The sequence below is a fragment of the Micromonospora cynarisoli genome, from assembly GCF_030518815.1.
Lineage (GTDB): Bacteria > Actinomycetota > Actinomycetes > Mycobacteriales > Micromonosporaceae > Micromonospora > Micromonospora wenchangensis.
Genome location: NZ_CP130426.1, coordinates 2,840,034 through 2,854,895, shown reverse-complemented (window position 1 = coordinate 2,854,895; position 14,862 = coordinate 2,840,034). Strand labels below are relative to the sequence as shown.

The following is a 14,862-nucleotide window of genomic DNA, read 5'->3' as shown; positions in this document are numbered from 1 at the left end:
TCCGTCCCCCGGGGACGGTTGAGCGGCGAGGGGAGACGCGGCATGGCGTGGAGCTGGCGGTACGAGGGCACGGACGGCGCACCGCTCGACGGGCCGGCGGAGACGTTCAGCAGCCAGGCGGACGCCGAGTCCTGGATCGGCCAGACCTGGCGGGAGCTCGCGTCGTCCGGCGTCACCGCGGTCACGCTCGTCGAGGACGACCGGGTGGACTACCGGATGAGCCTGCTGCCGACGGCGGAGTGATGGCGGGCGACCGCCCGGGGGGCGAGCCGCTGGTGCTCGGTGTGCCCCGGGCGGCGTTCCGGCCCAGCCCGGTCTTCCTGGCCCTGGTCGCGCTCTTCGTGACCAGCGGCGTGCTGACCTGGAACGGCGTCGGCAACGTCCGGTTCGACGTGTTCCTCTTCGTCGTCTCCGGCTGGCTGGTCTCGCTCTGCCTGCACGAGTACGCGCACGCCGTGGTCGCCTACCGGGCGGGCGACCGGGACATCGCCCACCGGGGCTACCTGACGTTGAACCCGCTGAAGTACACCCACCCGCTGCTGTCGATCGTGCTGCCGGTGGTGGTGGTGCTGCTCGGCGGCATCGGCCTGCCCGGCGGGGCGGTCTGGGTGGACCGGCACGCCATCCCGGGCCGGCTGCGGCACACCCTGGTCAGTCTCGCCGGCCCGGCTACCAACGTGCTGTTCACCCTGCTGTTGGTGGTGGTGCTGCGGGTGGGCATCGACGCCGGCGGCCCGATCGAGTTCTGGGCCGGGGTGGCGCTGCTGGCGTTCCTCCAGCTCACCGCGAGTGTGCTGAACCTGCTGCCGGTGCCCGGCCTGGACGGCGGCAACATGATCCAGCCGTGGCTCAGCCCGCAGTACCGCCGGATGTACGACATCTTCGCGCCGTTCGGGTTCATCCTGCTGTTCGCCCTGCTGTGGAACCCGCGTATCGGCGGCTGGTTCTTCAGCGCCGTCTTCTGGCTCAGCGACCTGCTGGGGCTGCCACCGTGGCTCTACGGCACCGCACTGTCCCTGATCCGCTTCTGGCAGAGCTGACCGCACCCCACCCCGCGACCGGCCGGGGGTGGGGTGCGGCCGGAGCCGGTCAGGGCCGCTGGGCCGGGCTCTCCGTCTTGCCCGGGTCCCGCTCGGTGACCGGGGCGACGATGTCGTCGATGGCCTTGAGCAGGTCGGCCTCCAGGGTCACCCCGGCGGCCTTGACGTTGTCGTGCACCTGGTCGGGGCGGGACGCGCCGATGATCGCCGAGGCGACGTTGGGGTTCTGGAGCACCCAGGCGACGGCGAGCTGCGGCATGGTCAGCCCGGCCTGCTCGGCGAGCGGCTTGAGCTGCTGCACCCGGGTCAGCACCTCGTCGCCCAGCCACTGGGCGATGAAGTTCGCGCCGGACTTCTCGTCGGTGGCCCGGGACCCGGCCGGCGGCGGCTGGCCCGGCAGGTACTTGCCGGACAGCACCCCCTGCGCCATCGGCGACCAGACGATCTGGGAGATGCCCAGCTCCTCGCTGGCGGGCACCACCTCGGACTCGATGACCCGCCACAGCATCGAGTACTGCGGCTGGTTGGACACCAGCGGGACGCGCAGCTCCCGGGCGAGGGCGTGCGCCTCGCGCAGCTGCGACGCCTTCCACTCCGAGACGCCGATGTAGTGCGCCTTGCCGGCGTGCACGACGTCGGCGAACGCCTCCATCGTCTCCTCCAGCGGCGTGCTGTAGTCGTACCGGTGGGCCTGGTAGAGGTCCACGTGGTCGGTCTGGAGGCGACGCAGCGAGCCGTCGATCGACTCCATGATGTGCTTGCGGGACAGGCCCCGGTCGTTGCGGCCCGGACCGGTCGGCCAGTAGACCTTCGTGAAGATCTCCAGCCCCTCCCGGCGCTCCCCGGCCAACGCCTTGCCGAGGACCGTCTCGGCCCGCGTACCGGCATAGACGTCGGCGGTGTCGAAGGTGGTGATGCCGGTGTCCAGGGCGGCCCGGACACACGCCAGGGCCGCCTCCTCCTCGACCTGCGAACCGTGGGTGATCCAGTTGCCGTACGAGATCTCACTGACCATGAGGCCCGAGCGGCCAAGGTGTCGGAATTCCATGCCCCGACCCTAGCCCCGTCAGGTGCCGGGCACCCGTCGGCGCAGCCGGCGTCAGAGCACGGGGTGGGTGTCGGCGAGCAACCTGTCGATCTCCGCCACCACCGTGTCCCAGTCGGGGTGCACCGGCGGGATCAACGGTTCGCCCCGCCGGTCCAGCGCCCCCCAGTGATTCATCCCGTCGCCGACCAGGAACGCCACCGGGTGGATCACCAGCGCCGGGTGCACCGGCCGGACCAGCAGGGTGCCGGTGCGGTCGAGCACCCCCCGCCGCCCGGCCAGCTCCACCACGGCCAGCCCCTCGTCGGTGAACCCGTCGAGCCGGCGACCGTCGGACAGCGTCGTGTCGATCCCGTGGTAGCGCGGCGGGACGACCAGCCGACCGTGCCGGTCCACTGCCCCCCAGCCGCCCCGGCGTACCGCCGCCACCCCGGCCCGGAACGGTCTGACCTCCTCGAACCCCGCCGGCACCACCACCGTCCCGTCGGGCTCGATCGCCGACCAGTCCGCGTCGCCGCCCTGCGAGACCCAGGCCAGGCCGTCGGAGAAGGCCAGCACCCGGGCGTACGCGGGACCGAGCAGGGTGCCGCCGGTCTCGTCGATCAGCTCCCACCCGGCCTGGTCGGGGCGGCGCACCCAGGCCATCCGCTCGTGGAACGGCTGCGCCTCGACGTACCGGTAGTCGACGACGAGGTCACCGTCGGTGTCGGCGTACCCCCAGCGACCCCGGCCGTCGTGGGTGGGGCGCGGGGACCGGCGGCCGTGCCGCACCTCGTCCCGGCTGCGCGGGTACGGCCCGAAGCCGCCCCGGGCCGCCGCGCGGGCGTGCACCGCGTCCAGGCACACCGCGATCCGGTCGGTCAGCTCCGGGTCCTCGGCCCGGTGCAGGTCCAGGGCCCGTTCGAAGTGTCCACACGCCTCGATCAACCGGCCCTGGTCGTAGCAGGACCGGCCGGCGTGCTCGTGCAGCGCCGAGCGCAGCCGGTCCGGCAGCTCCGTCGAGTTGGCCTCGGTGAACAGCCTGTCGGCCTCGGTGAACTCACCCTTCCACCGCAGCGCCTCGGCCAGCCGCGCCCGGGCCAGCGCGGTACGCCGCAGCTCACCTGTCGCCTCCGCGTAGGTCAACGCGAGCCGGCCGTCGGCCACCGCGTCGTCCAGGTCGTCGACCAGCCGGGACAGCACCGCCCGCAGGCTGAGCAGCCGGGCGCGGGCCCGGTTGTCCAGGGCCGAGGCGAGCTTCTCGGTCAACCGGCGGCGGGTGGTCCGTAGCTCCGCCGGGTCGTCGACCACCTCGCGCAGGGTTTCCGGGTCCAGCCGCCACCGGTAGCCGGCGAGCACCTGCTCCGGGTCGGCCTGCCGCACCGCCGTCCCGGCGGCCCCGGATCCGGTCGGGGTGCCTGCGGTCGGGCCCGCAGCGGTGGCCCAGTCCCCGGTGGCCCCCCGCTCCGGGGTGCCCGCCCGGTCCGCGTTTACCGGCTGGTCCGCGTTCGTCTGCCGGTCCGTGCCCGTCGGCTGGTCCGTGCCCGTCGGCTCCGTGACGGTGGCCCGGTCCTCGGGCGTGGCCCGGGCCGGGGTGGGGGTCCGGTCGGTGGTTGCCGGCCGGTCGATGGTGCCGGCCCGGTCCTCGGTCGCCGGCGGCTCGGTGGCGTCGGCCCGGTCCGGGGGCGCCGGCCGGTCCGCCGTCGCGGTCGGGCGCGCGGGGACGGCCCGGGCGGGCGGTCCAGGCGGGTCACCGGCCGTCGCCGTGGCCGCCGGGCCGGTGTCGTGGCGGGTCCCGCCGCCGCCGAGCCCCGCCGTGCTGTCAGCCGGTCTCGCCGTGCTGTCGGCCGCCCCCGTCGTGCTGTCGGCGGGTCCAGGAGCCTTCGTGACCAGCCCCGGCATGTCGCCCGCCGCCACCGCACCGGTCGCGCCGAAGGCGGGGGTGGCGGCCGCCGGATCGTCGCCGGCCTCCACGGTGCCGCTCGGTCCGGTGCCGACGGTCACGGTGCTGTCCGGCCCCGTGCCGATCGGATCGGTTGGGTTCGGGCCGGTGCGGGTCGGTCCATCGGCTCCCGTGCGGCTGTCCGCCGGACCGGTGTCGGTCGATGCGGTGTCGGCCGGGCCGGTGTCGGTCGATGCGGTGTCGGCCGGATCGGTGCGGGCCGCGCCGTCGTCCTCCGTGCTGGTGCCGGCCTGACCGGGCTTCGTGGGTCTGGTGCTGACCGGACCGGTGTGGGCCGGGTCGTCGCGTCGTACGGCGGTGCCGTCCGGGCCGGTCGTGGCCGTGGCGGTCGGTGGGGCCGTGGCGGTGCCGGGCAGGGCGGTGTCGACCGGATCGGTGACGGTGCTGCCGGTGACGGGCGCGGGGGACACCGGGACGGTGCGGTCGGGGACGGCGGCCGGGACGGTGTGGCCGGCGACCGGAACGGGTCCGGCGGGGGTGACCGGAGTGGCCTCCCGCGTCGGGCCGGCGTCGACGTCCACCGCGCCGGACCGGTCCTCCGGGCCGTCCTCGCCCGGCCCGTCCAGGGACACGGCCGGGTCCGTCGTCGCGGGAAGACCACTCCCGGCGGTTCGGTAGCGTCCACCGGCCGGAGCGGGGGCGGCGGGGGTCGCCGGGACGGGACGCCCGGCAGCGGCTCCGACGTCGGCCGGGCCGTCCACTGTGTGCGCCTCGGCTCCGGCGGTGGGCCGCCCACCGGGGTCGGCGGGGCCGCCGGCCGGGGTGGTCGACCGGCCGGGGTCGCCTGTGGTGGCTGGCTGGTCCGGGGCGGTGGCGTGCGGCGGGGGTGCCGGCGGGCGGGGCACGGGAAGGTCCGTGCCACCGGTCGGTGCCCCGTCGGGGGCGGCCGGGCGGCCGGCCGGGTACGGGTCCGGCGTGGTGCTGCCCGTCGTGCGGACGGCCGCCGTCGTGCCGTCCGTCGAGGCGGCCGACCGGCCGGGCCGGAACCAGGCCGCCGAGCCTCCCGACGGGGTCGGGGCGGCGCTCGCGGGCCGGTCGGTGCCACCGGACTCCGGTGCCGGCGGGACGTACCGGCGGGGCCGGTCCGGGGTGATCTCCAGGGCGGGTCGGTCGGTGGCGGGTGCCGCCGGGGGGTGCCCTGCGGTGCCCGGGTTGCTGGGCCGGTCGGCCCCGGGGCCGGTGATGGGCGCAGCCGAGGGCAGCCCTGCGGTGTCCAGGTCGGTCCCGGGTGCGGCCGAGGGCAGCCCTGCGGTGTCCGGGTCGCTGGGTCGGTCGGTCCCGGGGCCGGTGGGTGCGGCGGGGGTGCGGCCGGCGGGCCGGTCGACCGGTGGCGTGTTCTCCGGGGGCCGGCGGAACTCGATGTGCAACCGGGCGGCCGGCGGCGTGGAGACCGGGGTGGCCCGGTCCGGGGCGGGGACGGGCGGCCGGGCGGCGGCGTGGCGCTTGCGGGTGGGCAGCTCGGTGGGGGACGCGGGAACGTCCGGCGGCAGGGGGGTCTGCCGACCGGCCGTCGGGGCCGGCGCGTCGGAGCCACCCGGCCGGGCGCTGGCCGGCGGTGGGGGAGGACCGGGGCGGGGCCCCCACGGACCGGTCGCGGGCGGGCCCGCCGCAGTCGTGCCGGGCGGCGACGACACCGGGGCCGGTGACACCGGCAGCCCGGAGACCGGCGCCCCGGACACCGGGTGGCCGGGCGGCGGGTCGAGAGGCGGCGTACCGACGCCCGGACGTACCGGGGACGACGCCAGGCCGGGGCGACGGTCGCCGGGGTGCCCCGGGGCACCCCGGGTCGCCGGACGGTCCTCGCGGCGGGCGGGTGGCTCGGCGGGGTGCCGTGGAGGGTACGCCGGCCGCCCGTCGCGGCCGTGGTCCGGTTCCCGCGTCGGGCGGGGGTCGGTGCCGGTACGACCCCACGGCTCGCGGTACGGCTCGCCCTGCGGACGCAGGTCGGGGTACGCCACATGGCGGGCCGCCGGCTCGTACGGCTGCGCCGGCCGGCGCTCGTCGTGGCCACGCGGGTGCTGCCACCGCTCCTCGGGGATGGCGGACGTCGTCGACCGGCTGTCGTGGCGCGGCGGGTGGCCGGGCGGGGTGTCGTCGCGCGGGCGGACCGGCGGGACGTCCTGGGGCGGGCGCTGCCACCGGTCCGCGTGTCCGTGGGCGGCGGGCCGCCGGTCGGTGTCCCGACGGGGCGGCTCGTCCTCCCGGAACCGGGCCGGCAGGTCCCCGCCTCGTGCGGGGCCCGTCGGGTACGGGTCGTACCTGTCGGCGGCGCGGTGGTGCGGCTCGTCGTCGACACGGTGGCCGGGGCCGGCGGCGCGGCGGGCCTGCCCTGCGGGCTCGGTGGGGCGCCGGTCGGAACTGCCGCCGTCCACGGGCCGGCGGTCCTCGACCAGGCGGTGGTCGGTGGGCAGGCGGTCGGCGGTCAGGCGGTGGTCGGCGGTGGGGCGTTCGCTGGTGCTACGCCGTCGGGGCACGCCCTCGTCGGGTTCGCGCTGCCGGTCCGGTTCGGTGAACCGGTCGGGGCGGGCGCGGGGCGGCTCGTGGCGGGGCGCGGGGGACACGGGTGGGCGGCCGGGGGAGACCGGCGTGGTCCCGGGTGCGCTCCGCTCCTGCCGGGGCGGGCCGTCGTACCTGTCGGTGTCGGCCCGGTCGCGGTGCCAACCGGTCGGTGCCGGTTCGGTGCCGCCCCGCCGACGGTCCGACCAGCTGATCCGGTCGGCCGGTCGGTCGTCGTACCGCTCGGGTGCGGGCTGACGGCGTTCCCGCTGCCAGATCGGCTCGTCCGCCGGCCGCCGGTACGCCTCGTCGGCGGGTCGCCGGTACGCGTCGTCCGCAGGCCCCCGGTACGTCTCGTCGGCCAGCCGGCGGTACGGGTCGTGGTCGCCGTGCCGCTCGTCGCGGAGGTCGTCCCGGCGGGGCGGCCCGTCGTCCAGGTCGGACCAGGACCGGCCGAGGTACGTGCCGTCGGAGCGGGTCGGGGCGAGCGGGGGCACCTCGGCGCGGCCCGAGGCGGTGACCCGCCCCCGGGGGTCGGCGTACTGCGAGCCGATGTCGCCGGGATAGCGCTGGCCGGGAAACTGCGGATGCCACTCGCTCGTCGGTTCGATCACCCAGGACGGTTCCGCCGGGGCGTCCCAACGGTCGGACCAGCCCGTCACCGGGGGGCTCCGGGTCCACGCGTGCGGCGCGGCCCGATGCCCGGCTCGCGTCGCTCGCTCACGGCGGTGTCACCTCGTTGCAAATTGTCGTGCAGGGCGCCCCGGGATGCCGGTAGAGTCCCCCGTCCGGCACGGCGGGGCTGCGGAAGGAGGGTAACGGCGTGGGCTCGGTCACCGCCACTACGGCACCGTCCACGAGCGCAAACGTTACCCGATGGTTCCGGACATTCGGGGCCATATCCCGGGCCGGTTTCCGCCGCTACTCCACCTACCGCCAAGCGGCCCTGGCCGGGGCCGTGACCAACACCGTGTTCGGCTTTCTGCGCTGCGCGGTGCTGCTGGCCGCGGCCGGTGCCGGGACCGTCGGCGGGTACGACCGGGCCCAGCTCGCCACCTTCGTCTGGACGGGTCAGGGGCTGATCGCCGTCGTGCTGCTCTGGGGCTGGACGGACCTGGCCGACCGGATCCGTACCGGCGACGTGGCCGCCGACCTGCTCCGCCCGGTGCACCCGGTGACCAGCTACCTCGCCACCGACCTGGGCCGGGCCGGGTACGCCGCACTGGCCCGGCTGCTGCCGCCGGTCCTGGTGGGGCCGCTGTTCTTCGACGTCTACCTGCCGTCGCGGTGGTCGACGCTCGGGCTCTTCGTGGTCTCCGTGGTGACCGCCGTGGTGCTCTGTTTCGGCTGCCGTTTCCTGGTCAACGCCACCGCCTACTGGTGGCAGGACGCGCGGGGCCCGGTGCTGCTGTGGACCCTCGGTTCGGGGGTGCTGGCCGGGCTCTACTTCCCGTTGCGCTTCCTGCCCGACTGGCTGCAACTGGCGCTGTGGTTCGGCACCCCGTTCCCGAGCCTGCTGCAGACCCCGCTCGACGTGCTGGTGGAGCGGGACCCGCCGGCCGTCCAGGTCGGCCTGGTCGCGCTCCAGCTCGGCTGGGCGGCGCTGGTGCTGGCGGTCTGCCGGCTGGTGCAGCGGCGGGCCGAACGTCACCTGGTGGTGCAGGGTGGTTGAGCACCGGACGGCGGTGACCGCGGCGGACCGTCCCGCCCGGCCGGGCGGGACGGTCGGGGCATACAAGGCGTTGCTCGGGGCGCAGGCCCGGGCGCAGACCACCTACCGGGCGTCGTTCCTGCTGGACCTGGTGGGCAACCTCGGTGCCACGGTGTTCGACGTGGTCACCGTCCTGGTGATCTATGGGGTGACCCGGGAACTGGGCGGTTTCACGCTGCGCGAGACGGCGGTGATGGTGGGGCTGTCGGCCAGTGCCTTCGCCGTGGCGGACCTGCTGGTAGGCAACATCGAACGGCTGTCCGCGCACGTGCGGACCGGCCTGTTCGACGCGGTGCTGCTGCGTCCGCTCGGCGCGCTGCCCCAACTGCTGCTGATGAACCTGCCGCTGCGCAAGGTGTCCCGGGGTCTGTTCGGGGTGGGCGTGCTGGTGGTGGCGCTGACCTCGGCCGGGATCGACTGGACCCCGGCCCGGGTGGCGTTGGCGGTGGTCGCCCCGCTGGCCGGGGTGGTCTTCTTCGGCTCGGTCTTCGTGGTCACCGCCACCGTGTCGTTCTGGTGGGTCGACTCAGGCGAGCTGGCCAACGCGGTCACCTACGGCGGGCGGGACTTCACCACGTACCCGGCGACCGTCTTCGACGGGTGGTTCCGGGCCGCCTTCGCGTACGGCCTGGGCTTCGCCTTCGTCAGTTACCAGCCGGCGCTGGCGCTGCTGGGCCGCGCCGATCCGCTGGGCCTGCCGTCGTGGGCCGGCTGGGTCGCGCCGGGGGTGGCGCTGGTCGCCGTCGCCGGCGCGGCGGCGGCCTGGCGCACCGGCATCCGCCACTACCGGAGTACGGGGTCATGAGCGTCATCGAACTGGACGGGCTGCGCAAGGAGTTCACGGTACGGGTCAAGGCGGGCCGGCTGCGTCGGGAGAAGCGGACGGTCACCGCCGTGGACGGCATCGACCTGCGGGTGGAGCGTGGCGAACTGCTCGGCTACATCGGCCCGAACGGGGCGGGCAAGTCGACCACCCTGAAGATGCTCACCGGCGTGCTGAGCCCGTCGGCGGGGCGGGTCCGGGTGTGCGGGCTGCGCCCGGTCGCCGACCGGACCCGGCTGGCGCTGCGGATCGGGGTGGTCTTCGGCCAGCGTTCCCAACTGTGGTGGGACCTGCCGCTGGCGGACTCGTTCGACCTGCTGCGGCACCTCTACCGGGTGCCGGCCGCCGCGCACGCCGCCCGGCTGCGCCGCTGCCGTGACCTGCTCGACCTGGACGACTTCCTGACCACCCCGGTCCGTCAGCTCTCGCTGGGGCAGCGGATGCGGGGCGAGTTGACCGCCGCGCTGCTGCACGACCCGCAGGTGCTCTTCCTCGACGAACCGACCATCGGGCTGGACGTGGTGAGCCGGCAGGCGGTCCGGGGGTTCCTCGCCGAGTTGGGCCGCACCGGCGACACCACGCTGGTGCTCACCACCCACGACCTGGCCGACATCGAACGGCTCTGCGCCCGGCTGGTGGTGGTGGACCACGGCCGGGTGGTGCACGACGGGACGATCGCCGCCCTGCACGCCCGGTACGGCTCCCGCCGGCTCGTCGTCGCCGACCTGGACGCCCCGCTGGCGGTCCCGCCGCGACCGGCGGGGGCGACGCTGCACCGGGTCGAGGCGGACGGCCACCGGCTGGTCTACGCGTTGGAGTCGGCGGGGGTGGGCGAGGTGGTCTCCGCGCTGGCCGGGCTGGCCGCGCTGCGTGACCTCTCGATCGTCGAACCGGACATCGAGGACGTGGTGGCCCGGCTCTACCGGAGCCCGGCCCCCGACCCGCGCCGCCCGGCCTGACCGCCCCGCTCCCGCCCCGCCGTCCGGGCCCGCCGGACACGACGACGGCCCCGCCACCGGGCGGGGCCGTCGGGAGACGTCGGTCAGATCGGGTCGCCGATGTTCACCCGGGGGGCCGGGGCGCGCATCCGGCGGAAGGTGATCGACCGCATGATCGCGTAGAGGTAGAGCGACCCCATCCGCTCGCCGCTGTTGGGGTGGCGTTCCCGCACCAGCTTCTTGATCCGCCGGGAGATCAGCACCGAGTCGATCACCACGCCGAGCGCGAGCGCACCCCACACCACGTTGGAGGCGAGCCGGATCGCCTGCGGCATCGCCGCGTTCGACCCGATCAGCACGATCAACGCGCCGCCGAAGAACCAGGTGCCGATGGTCCGCCGGGAGTCGACCACGTTGCGGGCGAGCAGCCGTTCCGGCCCCCGGTCCCGGGGGCCGCCCTCGCGGCGGAACTCGGCGGCGGCCTCGGTACGCGCCTTGCGACGCTGTTCCCGGGCCTCCTCCTTGGTCAGCGGCCGGGTCGGGCCGGCCGGCCGGCGGCCGGCGACCGGCCGCTTCGGGGTCTCGACGCCCAGTTCCTTCTTGCTCGGGGTGTACCCCCGGGGGCGCGCGGCGGGTGGCTCCTCGGTCACCACCGGGGCGGTGGCGGAGGAGTCGGAGTCGGCGGACTTGCGGCGAAACAGCGACGGCACGAGGTGAAGGGTAGCCATACGACGGCGCCCGGTGCACATCACGGGTGCACCGGGCGCTCGGTGGAGCGGGTCGGCCGGGCCGACGGCAGGGGCCGGCTGCGGGACGCGGGTGGTTACGGCCGCTCGACGTGCGCGCCGAGGCTGGCCAGCTTGGCCTCGAAGTCCTCGTAGCCCCGGTTGATCAGGTCGACGCCGTACACCCGGGAGGTGCCCTCGGCGGCGAGCGCCGCGATCAGGTGGCTGAACCCGGCCCGCAGGTCCGGGATGACCAGGTCGGCGGCGTGCAGCTTGCTCGGCCCGGCGATCACCGCGGAGTGCTTGAAGTTGCGCCGGCCGAACCGGCACGGGGTGCCGCCGAGGCAGTCCCGGTAGACCTGGATGTTGGCGCCCATCGTGTTCAGCGCCTCGGTGTAGCCGAGCCGCTGCTCGTAGACCGTCTCGTGGACGATCGACAGCCCCCGGGCCTGGGTCAGCGCCACCACGAGGGGCTGCTGCCAGTCGGTCATGAAACCGGGGTGCACGTCGGTCTCCAGCGCCACCGCGTTCAGCTCGCCGCCCGGGTGCCAGAACCGGATGCCGCCCTCCTGGCCCGGGTCGCCGAGCTTCGGCGGGCGGGCGTCGGTGACCTCGTACTCGCCGCCGACGGAGCGGAAGATGTTCAGGAAGGTCATCATGTCGGCCTGCTGCGCGCCGAGCACCTCGACGTGGCCCCGGGTGGCCAGCGCCGCCGCCGCCCAGCTCGCCGCCTCGATCCGGTCGGGGATCGGCCGGTGGGTGTAGCCGTGCAGCTTCTTGACGCCCTGGATCTCGATCACCCGGTCGGTGTGCACCTTGATGATCGCGCCCATCTTCTGCAGGATGCAGATCAGGTCGATGATCTCGGGCTCGACGGCGGCGTTGCGCAGCTCGGTGACGCCCTCGGCCATCACCGCGGTCAGCAGCACCTGCTCGGTCGCGCCGACGCTCGGGTACGGCAGGGCGAACTTGGTGCCGTGCAGCCCGTTCGGCGCGGACAGGTGCAGACCCTCGGGGGTCTTGTCGACAGTCGCGCCGAACTCGCGCAGGGCCTGGAGGTGGAAGTCGATCGGGCGCGGGCCGATGTGGCAGCCGCCCAGGTCGGGGATGAAGGCGTGGCCGAGGCGGTGCAGCAGCGGCCCGCAGAACAGGATCGGGATCCGGCTGGAACCGGCGTGCACGTTGATCTGGTCGGTGCTGGCGCTCTCGACGTTGGACGGGTCGAAGACCAGCTCGCCGTCCTCGGTGCCGTCGGTCACCTTCACGCCGTGCAGGCCGAGCAGCCCGCGGACCACCTCGACGTCACGGATCTTGGGGACGTCGAACAGCCGGCTGGGCGAGTCGCCCAGCAGGGCCGCGACCATCGCCTTGGAGACCAGGTTCTTCGCGCCGCGCACGCGGATCCGCCCTTCGAGCGGGGTACCTCCGTGTACGACCAGGACGTCGTCCGTCAACGCAAACCTCCAGCGCGCGTCGGGTGGTGCGGGGTGAGTCGATGATGGGGCATGCTGTCCAGCTGTCCGGTACGAGCTGTCCAGCTACCCGGAACGGGGCCGGCCCAAAACGGTCCCCGTGGTACGTCGCCCCGGCAGCATAGCCCTCCGTGACGAAATGGGAATTGGTCACCGCGCCGGTACGGGAACGAACCGGGAATCCGGTACGTTTCCGTACCTCGATGGTGACTTTGGGTGATCAGGTGGTGGCGGGTGGCGGGGTGTCGACGCCCGGCAGCGCGAGCATCTGGTCCAGCGCCACCCGGGCATGGTGCGCGGTGTCCGCGTCGACCGTGATCTGGTTGACCACCCGGCCGGCGACCAGCTCCTCCAGCGCCCAGACCAGGTGCGGCAGGTCGATCCGGTTCATCGTGGAGCAGTAGCAGACCGCCTTGTCCAGGAACATGATCTGCTTGTCCGGATGGGCCAGCGCCAGCCGGCGCACCAGGTTCAGTTCGGTGCCGACCGCCCACGCCGAGCCGGCCGGGGCCGCCTCGATCGCCTTGATGATGTACTCCGTCGAACCGACCTGGTCGGCGGCGGTGACCACCTCGTGCCGGCACTCCGGGTGCACCAGTACGGTGACCCCGGGCACCCGGGCCCGGACGTCCTGCACGCTGTCCAGGGTGAACCGGCCGTGCACCGAGCAGTGCCCCCGCCAGAGGATCATCTTCGCGTCGCGCACCTGCTCGGCGGTGAGCCCGCCGTTCGGCTTGTGCGGGTCGTAGAGCACGCAGTCGTCGAGCGAGTAGCCCAGCTCCAGCACGGCGGTGTTACGGCCGAGGTGCTGGTCGGGCAGGAACAGTACCTTCGAACCCTGCGCGTACGCCCAGTCCAGCGCCCGCTTCGCGTTCGACGAGGTGCAGACCACGCCGCCGTTGCGGCCGACGAAACCCTTGATGTCGGCCGAGGAGTTCATGTACGTCACCGGGACGGTGTCCGCCGCGACGCCCAGGTCGGTCAGCACCTCCCAGGCCCGCTCGACCTGCGACAGCACCGCCATGTCGGCCATCGAGCAGCCGGCCGCCAGGTCGGGCAGGATGACCCGCTGCGCGTCGGTGGTGAGGATGTCGGCACTCTCGGCCATGAAGTGCACGCCGCAGAAGACGATGTACTCCGCGTCGGGCCGGGCCGCGGCCTCCCGGGCCAGCTTGAACGAGTCGCCTGTGACGTCGGCGAACTGGATCACCTCGTCGCGCTGGTAGTGGTGGCCGAGGACGAACACCTTCGTGCCCAGCGCGGCCTTCGCCGCCGTCGCCCGGGCCACCAGGTCCGGGTCGCTCGGCGCCGGCAGGTCTCCCGGACACTCCACGCCACGCTCGGTGGCGGGGTCGCTGCCACGGCCGAGGAGCAGCAGCGCCGTCGCCGTGTTGGAGGGTTCCACCCAGGTCGAAGTCACGTCCTCATGGTCCCACAGCGGGCCGCCCGCACGACCGCTGCCGATGTGGGCTCCCACACTGCCCCGTGCCGATGTGTCCTGCCACACTCGGGACATGCGCGTGCTGCTCTGTCCGGACAAGTTCGCCGGCACCCTTCAGGCCCCGGAGGTGGCCGCCGCCGTCGCCGCCGGCTGGCGCGAGGTCGACGACGCCGACGAGCTGCTCATCCGTCCCCTCGCCGACGGCGGGCCGGGCTTCGTCACGGTGCTCGCGGGCGCGCTCGACGGCCGCCGGGTCACGGTGCCGACGGTCGACCCGCTGGGCCGGCCCGTCACCGGTGAGATCCTGCTCACCGCCGACGGCGTCGGCTACCTGGAGAGTGCCCAGGCGTGCGGGCTGCACCTGCTGACCGCCGCCGAACGCGATCCGACGGCCACCACCTCGTACGGCCTCGGCGCGCTGGTCACCGCCGCCGTCGAGCACGGTGCCCGGACGGTGGTGGTCGGGCTGGGCGGTTCCGGCACCAACGACGGCGGGGCCGGCCTGTTCGCCGCCCTCGGCGCGACCCCGCTCGACGACGCCGGCCGGGCCCTGCCGTACGGCGGGGCGGCGCTGACCGCCGTCGCCGCCCTCGACGGGACGCCCCGGCTGCGCGACGCCACCCTGGTAGCCGCCACCGACGTGGACAACCCACTGCTCGGCCTGCACGGCGCGAGCAGCGTCTACGGCCCGCAGAAGGGTGCCGACCGGGCCGACGTGCTGCTGCTCGACGCCGCGTTGGAGCGCTGGGCGGCGGTGCTGGAACGGGACCTGCCCGGCTGCCCGCCCGGCCTGGGCACGCTGCCCGGCGGTGGCGCGGCCGGCGGGCTCGGCGCGGCCATCCTCGCCCTCGGCGGGCGCTGCGAATCCGGCATCGACCTGGTGAGCCGGGCCATCGACCTGGACGCCGCCCTCGACGACTGTGATCTGGTGGTCACCGGGGAGGGGTCGTTCGACCACCAGTCGCTGCGCGGCAAGGTGGTCGCCGGGGTGGCCGGCGCGGCCCGCGACCGGGGGGTGCCCTGCGTGGTGCTGGCGGGCCGGGTCAGCACCGGCCGGCGGGAGGCCGCCTCCGCCGGGGTGACCGAGGCGTACAGCCTGGTGGAGCACTTCGGCGGCGAGGAACGCGGCGGGGTGGCGGCGGCGATGGGCCGGCCCGCCGAGGGGTTGCGGGCGCTCGGCGCGCGGCTGGCCCGGCAGTGGAGCCGCTGAGCTGCCGGGGCGGGCCCGC

The 14,862-nt window shown here is 75.0% G+C and carries 11 protein-coding genes; 6 read left to right on the top strand and 5 right to left on the bottom strand.

Annotated features, from left to right (window positions below; all coding sequences use genetic code 11):
- Positions 1 to 42: 42 nt before the first annotated feature.
- Both Q2K16_RS11735 and Q2K16_RS11730 read left to right on the top strand, forming a co-directional pair.
- Complete coding sequence (locus tag Q2K16_RS11735) at positions 43 to 243, top strand: hypothetical protein (RefSeq protein ID WP_302745343.1); 201 nt, start codon at positions 43 to 45, stop codon at positions 241 to 243.
- The gene (locus tag Q2K16_RS11730; RefSeq protein WP_145921064.1) at positions 243 to 1,040 is read left to right on the top strand and encodes a site-2 protease family protein; all 798 of its coding nucleotides are present in this window, start codon (positions 243 to 245) and stop codon (positions 1,038 to 1,040) included. Before Q2K16_RS11735 ends, Q2K16_RS11730 begins: the two co-directional genes overlap by 1 nt.
- A gap of 49 nt (positions 1,041 to 1,089) precedes the next feature.
- On the opposite strand, the gene Q2K16_RS11725 is transcribed toward Q2K16_RS11730, so the two are convergent.
- Together Q2K16_RS11725 and Q2K16_RS11720 are read right to left on the bottom strand one after the other, a co-directional pair.
- Positions 1,090 to 2,088 carry an aldo/keto reductase family protein gene (locus Q2K16_RS11725; protein ID WP_302745341.1) on the bottom strand — a complete coding sequence of 333 codons (999 nt, stop codon included), beginning with the start codon at positions 2,086 to 2,088 and terminating at the stop codon, positions 1,090 to 1,092.
- 51 nt (positions 2,089 to 2,139) lie between these two features.
- A complete protein-coding gene (locus Q2K16_RS11720; RefSeq protein WP_302745339.1) occupies positions 2,140 to 7,185 on the bottom strand; it encodes a WG repeat-containing protein in 5,046 nt (1,681 codons plus the stop codon).
- A gap of 161 nt (positions 7,186 to 7,346) precedes the next feature.
- On the opposite strand from Q2K16_RS11720, the gene Q2K16_RS11715 reads away from it, so the two are divergent.
- The 3 genes from Q2K16_RS11715 to Q2K16_RS11705 are packed head-to-tail and all read left to right on the top strand — an operon-like array spanning position 7,347 to position 10,016.
- Positions 7,347 to 8,195, top strand: coding sequence for an ABC transporter permease (locus Q2K16_RS11715; RefSeq protein ID WP_302745338.1), 849 nt, complete (start codon positions 7,347 to 7,349; stop codon positions 8,193 to 8,195).
- Entirely contained in the window at positions 8,188 to 9,039 is an 852-nt protein-coding gene (locus Q2K16_RS11710; protein WP_489671876.1) for an ABC transporter permease, read from the top strand. Before Q2K16_RS11715 ends, Q2K16_RS11710 begins: the two co-directional genes overlap by 8 nt.
- Positions 9,036 to 10,016 carry an ABC transporter ATP-binding protein gene (locus tag Q2K16_RS11705; protein WP_302745337.1) on the top strand — a complete coding sequence of 327 codons (981 nt, stop codon included), beginning with the start codon at positions 9,036 to 9,038 and terminating at the stop codon, positions 10,014 to 10,016. The genes Q2K16_RS11710 and Q2K16_RS11705 overlap by 4 nt, the downstream gene beginning before the upstream one ends.
- An 83-nt stretch (positions 10,017 to 10,099) precedes the next feature.
- On the opposite strand, the gene Q2K16_RS11700 is transcribed toward Q2K16_RS11705, so the two are convergent.
- The 3 genes from Q2K16_RS11700 to nadA all read right to left on the bottom strand — a co-directional run bounded on the left by Q2K16_RS11700 (position 10,100) and on the right by nadA (position 13,612).
- Entirely contained in the window at positions 10,100 to 10,723 is a 624-nt protein-coding gene (locus Q2K16_RS11700) for a DUF3043 domain-containing protein (protein WP_204959364.1), read from the bottom strand.
- A 95-nt stretch (positions 10,724 to 10,818) separates the two neighbouring features.
- Complete coding sequence (gene murA / locus Q2K16_RS11695; RefSeq protein ID WP_088644655.1) at positions 10,819 to 12,174, bottom strand: UDP-N-acetylglucosamine 1-carboxyvinyltransferase; 1,356 nt, start codon at positions 12,172 to 12,174, stop codon at positions 10,819 to 10,821.
- 238 nt (positions 12,175 to 12,412) lie between these two features.
- The gene (gene nadA / locus Q2K16_RS11690) at positions 12,413 to 13,612 is read right to left on the bottom strand and encodes a quinolinate synthase NadA (protein ID WP_302745334.1); all 1,200 of its coding nucleotides are present in this window, start codon (positions 13,610 to 13,612) and stop codon (positions 12,413 to 12,415) included.
- Positions 13,613 to 13,706: 94 nt separating this feature from the next.
- Between nadA and Q2K16_RS11685 the strand changes: the two genes are divergently transcribed.
- Positions 13,707 to 14,843, top strand: a complete 1,137-nt coding sequence (locus Q2K16_RS11685) for a glycerate kinase family protein (RefSeq protein ID WP_302745333.1) — start codon at positions 13,707 to 13,709, stop codon at positions 14,841 to 14,843.
- Positions 14,844 to 14,862: the final 19 nt, after the last annotated feature.

What these genes read in the sequence shown, in the direction of transcription:
- Q2K16_RS11730 (WP_145921064.1), top strand. Translation starts at nt 243, where the DNA reads ATGGCGGGCGACCGCCCGGGGGGCGAGCCGCTGGTGCTCGGTGTGCCC.
- Q2K16_RS11705 (WP_302745337.1), top strand. Translation starts at nt 9,036, where the DNA reads ATGAGCGTCATCGAACTGGACGGGCTGCGCAAGGAGTTCACGGTACGG.
- Q2K16_RS11735 (WP_302745343.1), top strand. Translation starts at nt 43, where the DNA reads ATGGCGTGGAGCTGGCGGTACGAGGGCACGGACGGCGCACCGCTCGAC.
- Q2K16_RS11725 (WP_302745341.1), bottom strand. Translation starts at nt 2,088, where the DNA reads ATGGAATTCCGACACCTTGGCCGCTCGGGCCTCATGGTCAGTGAGATC.
- Q2K16_RS11685 (WP_302745333.1), top strand. Translation starts at nt 13,707, where the DNA reads ATGCGCGTGCTGCTCTGTCCGGACAAGTTCGCCGGCACCCTTCAGGCC.
- Q2K16_RS11700 (WP_204959364.1), bottom strand. Translation starts at nt 10,723, where the DNA reads ATGGCTACCCTTCACCTCGTGCCGTCGCTGTTTCGCCGCAAGTCCGCC.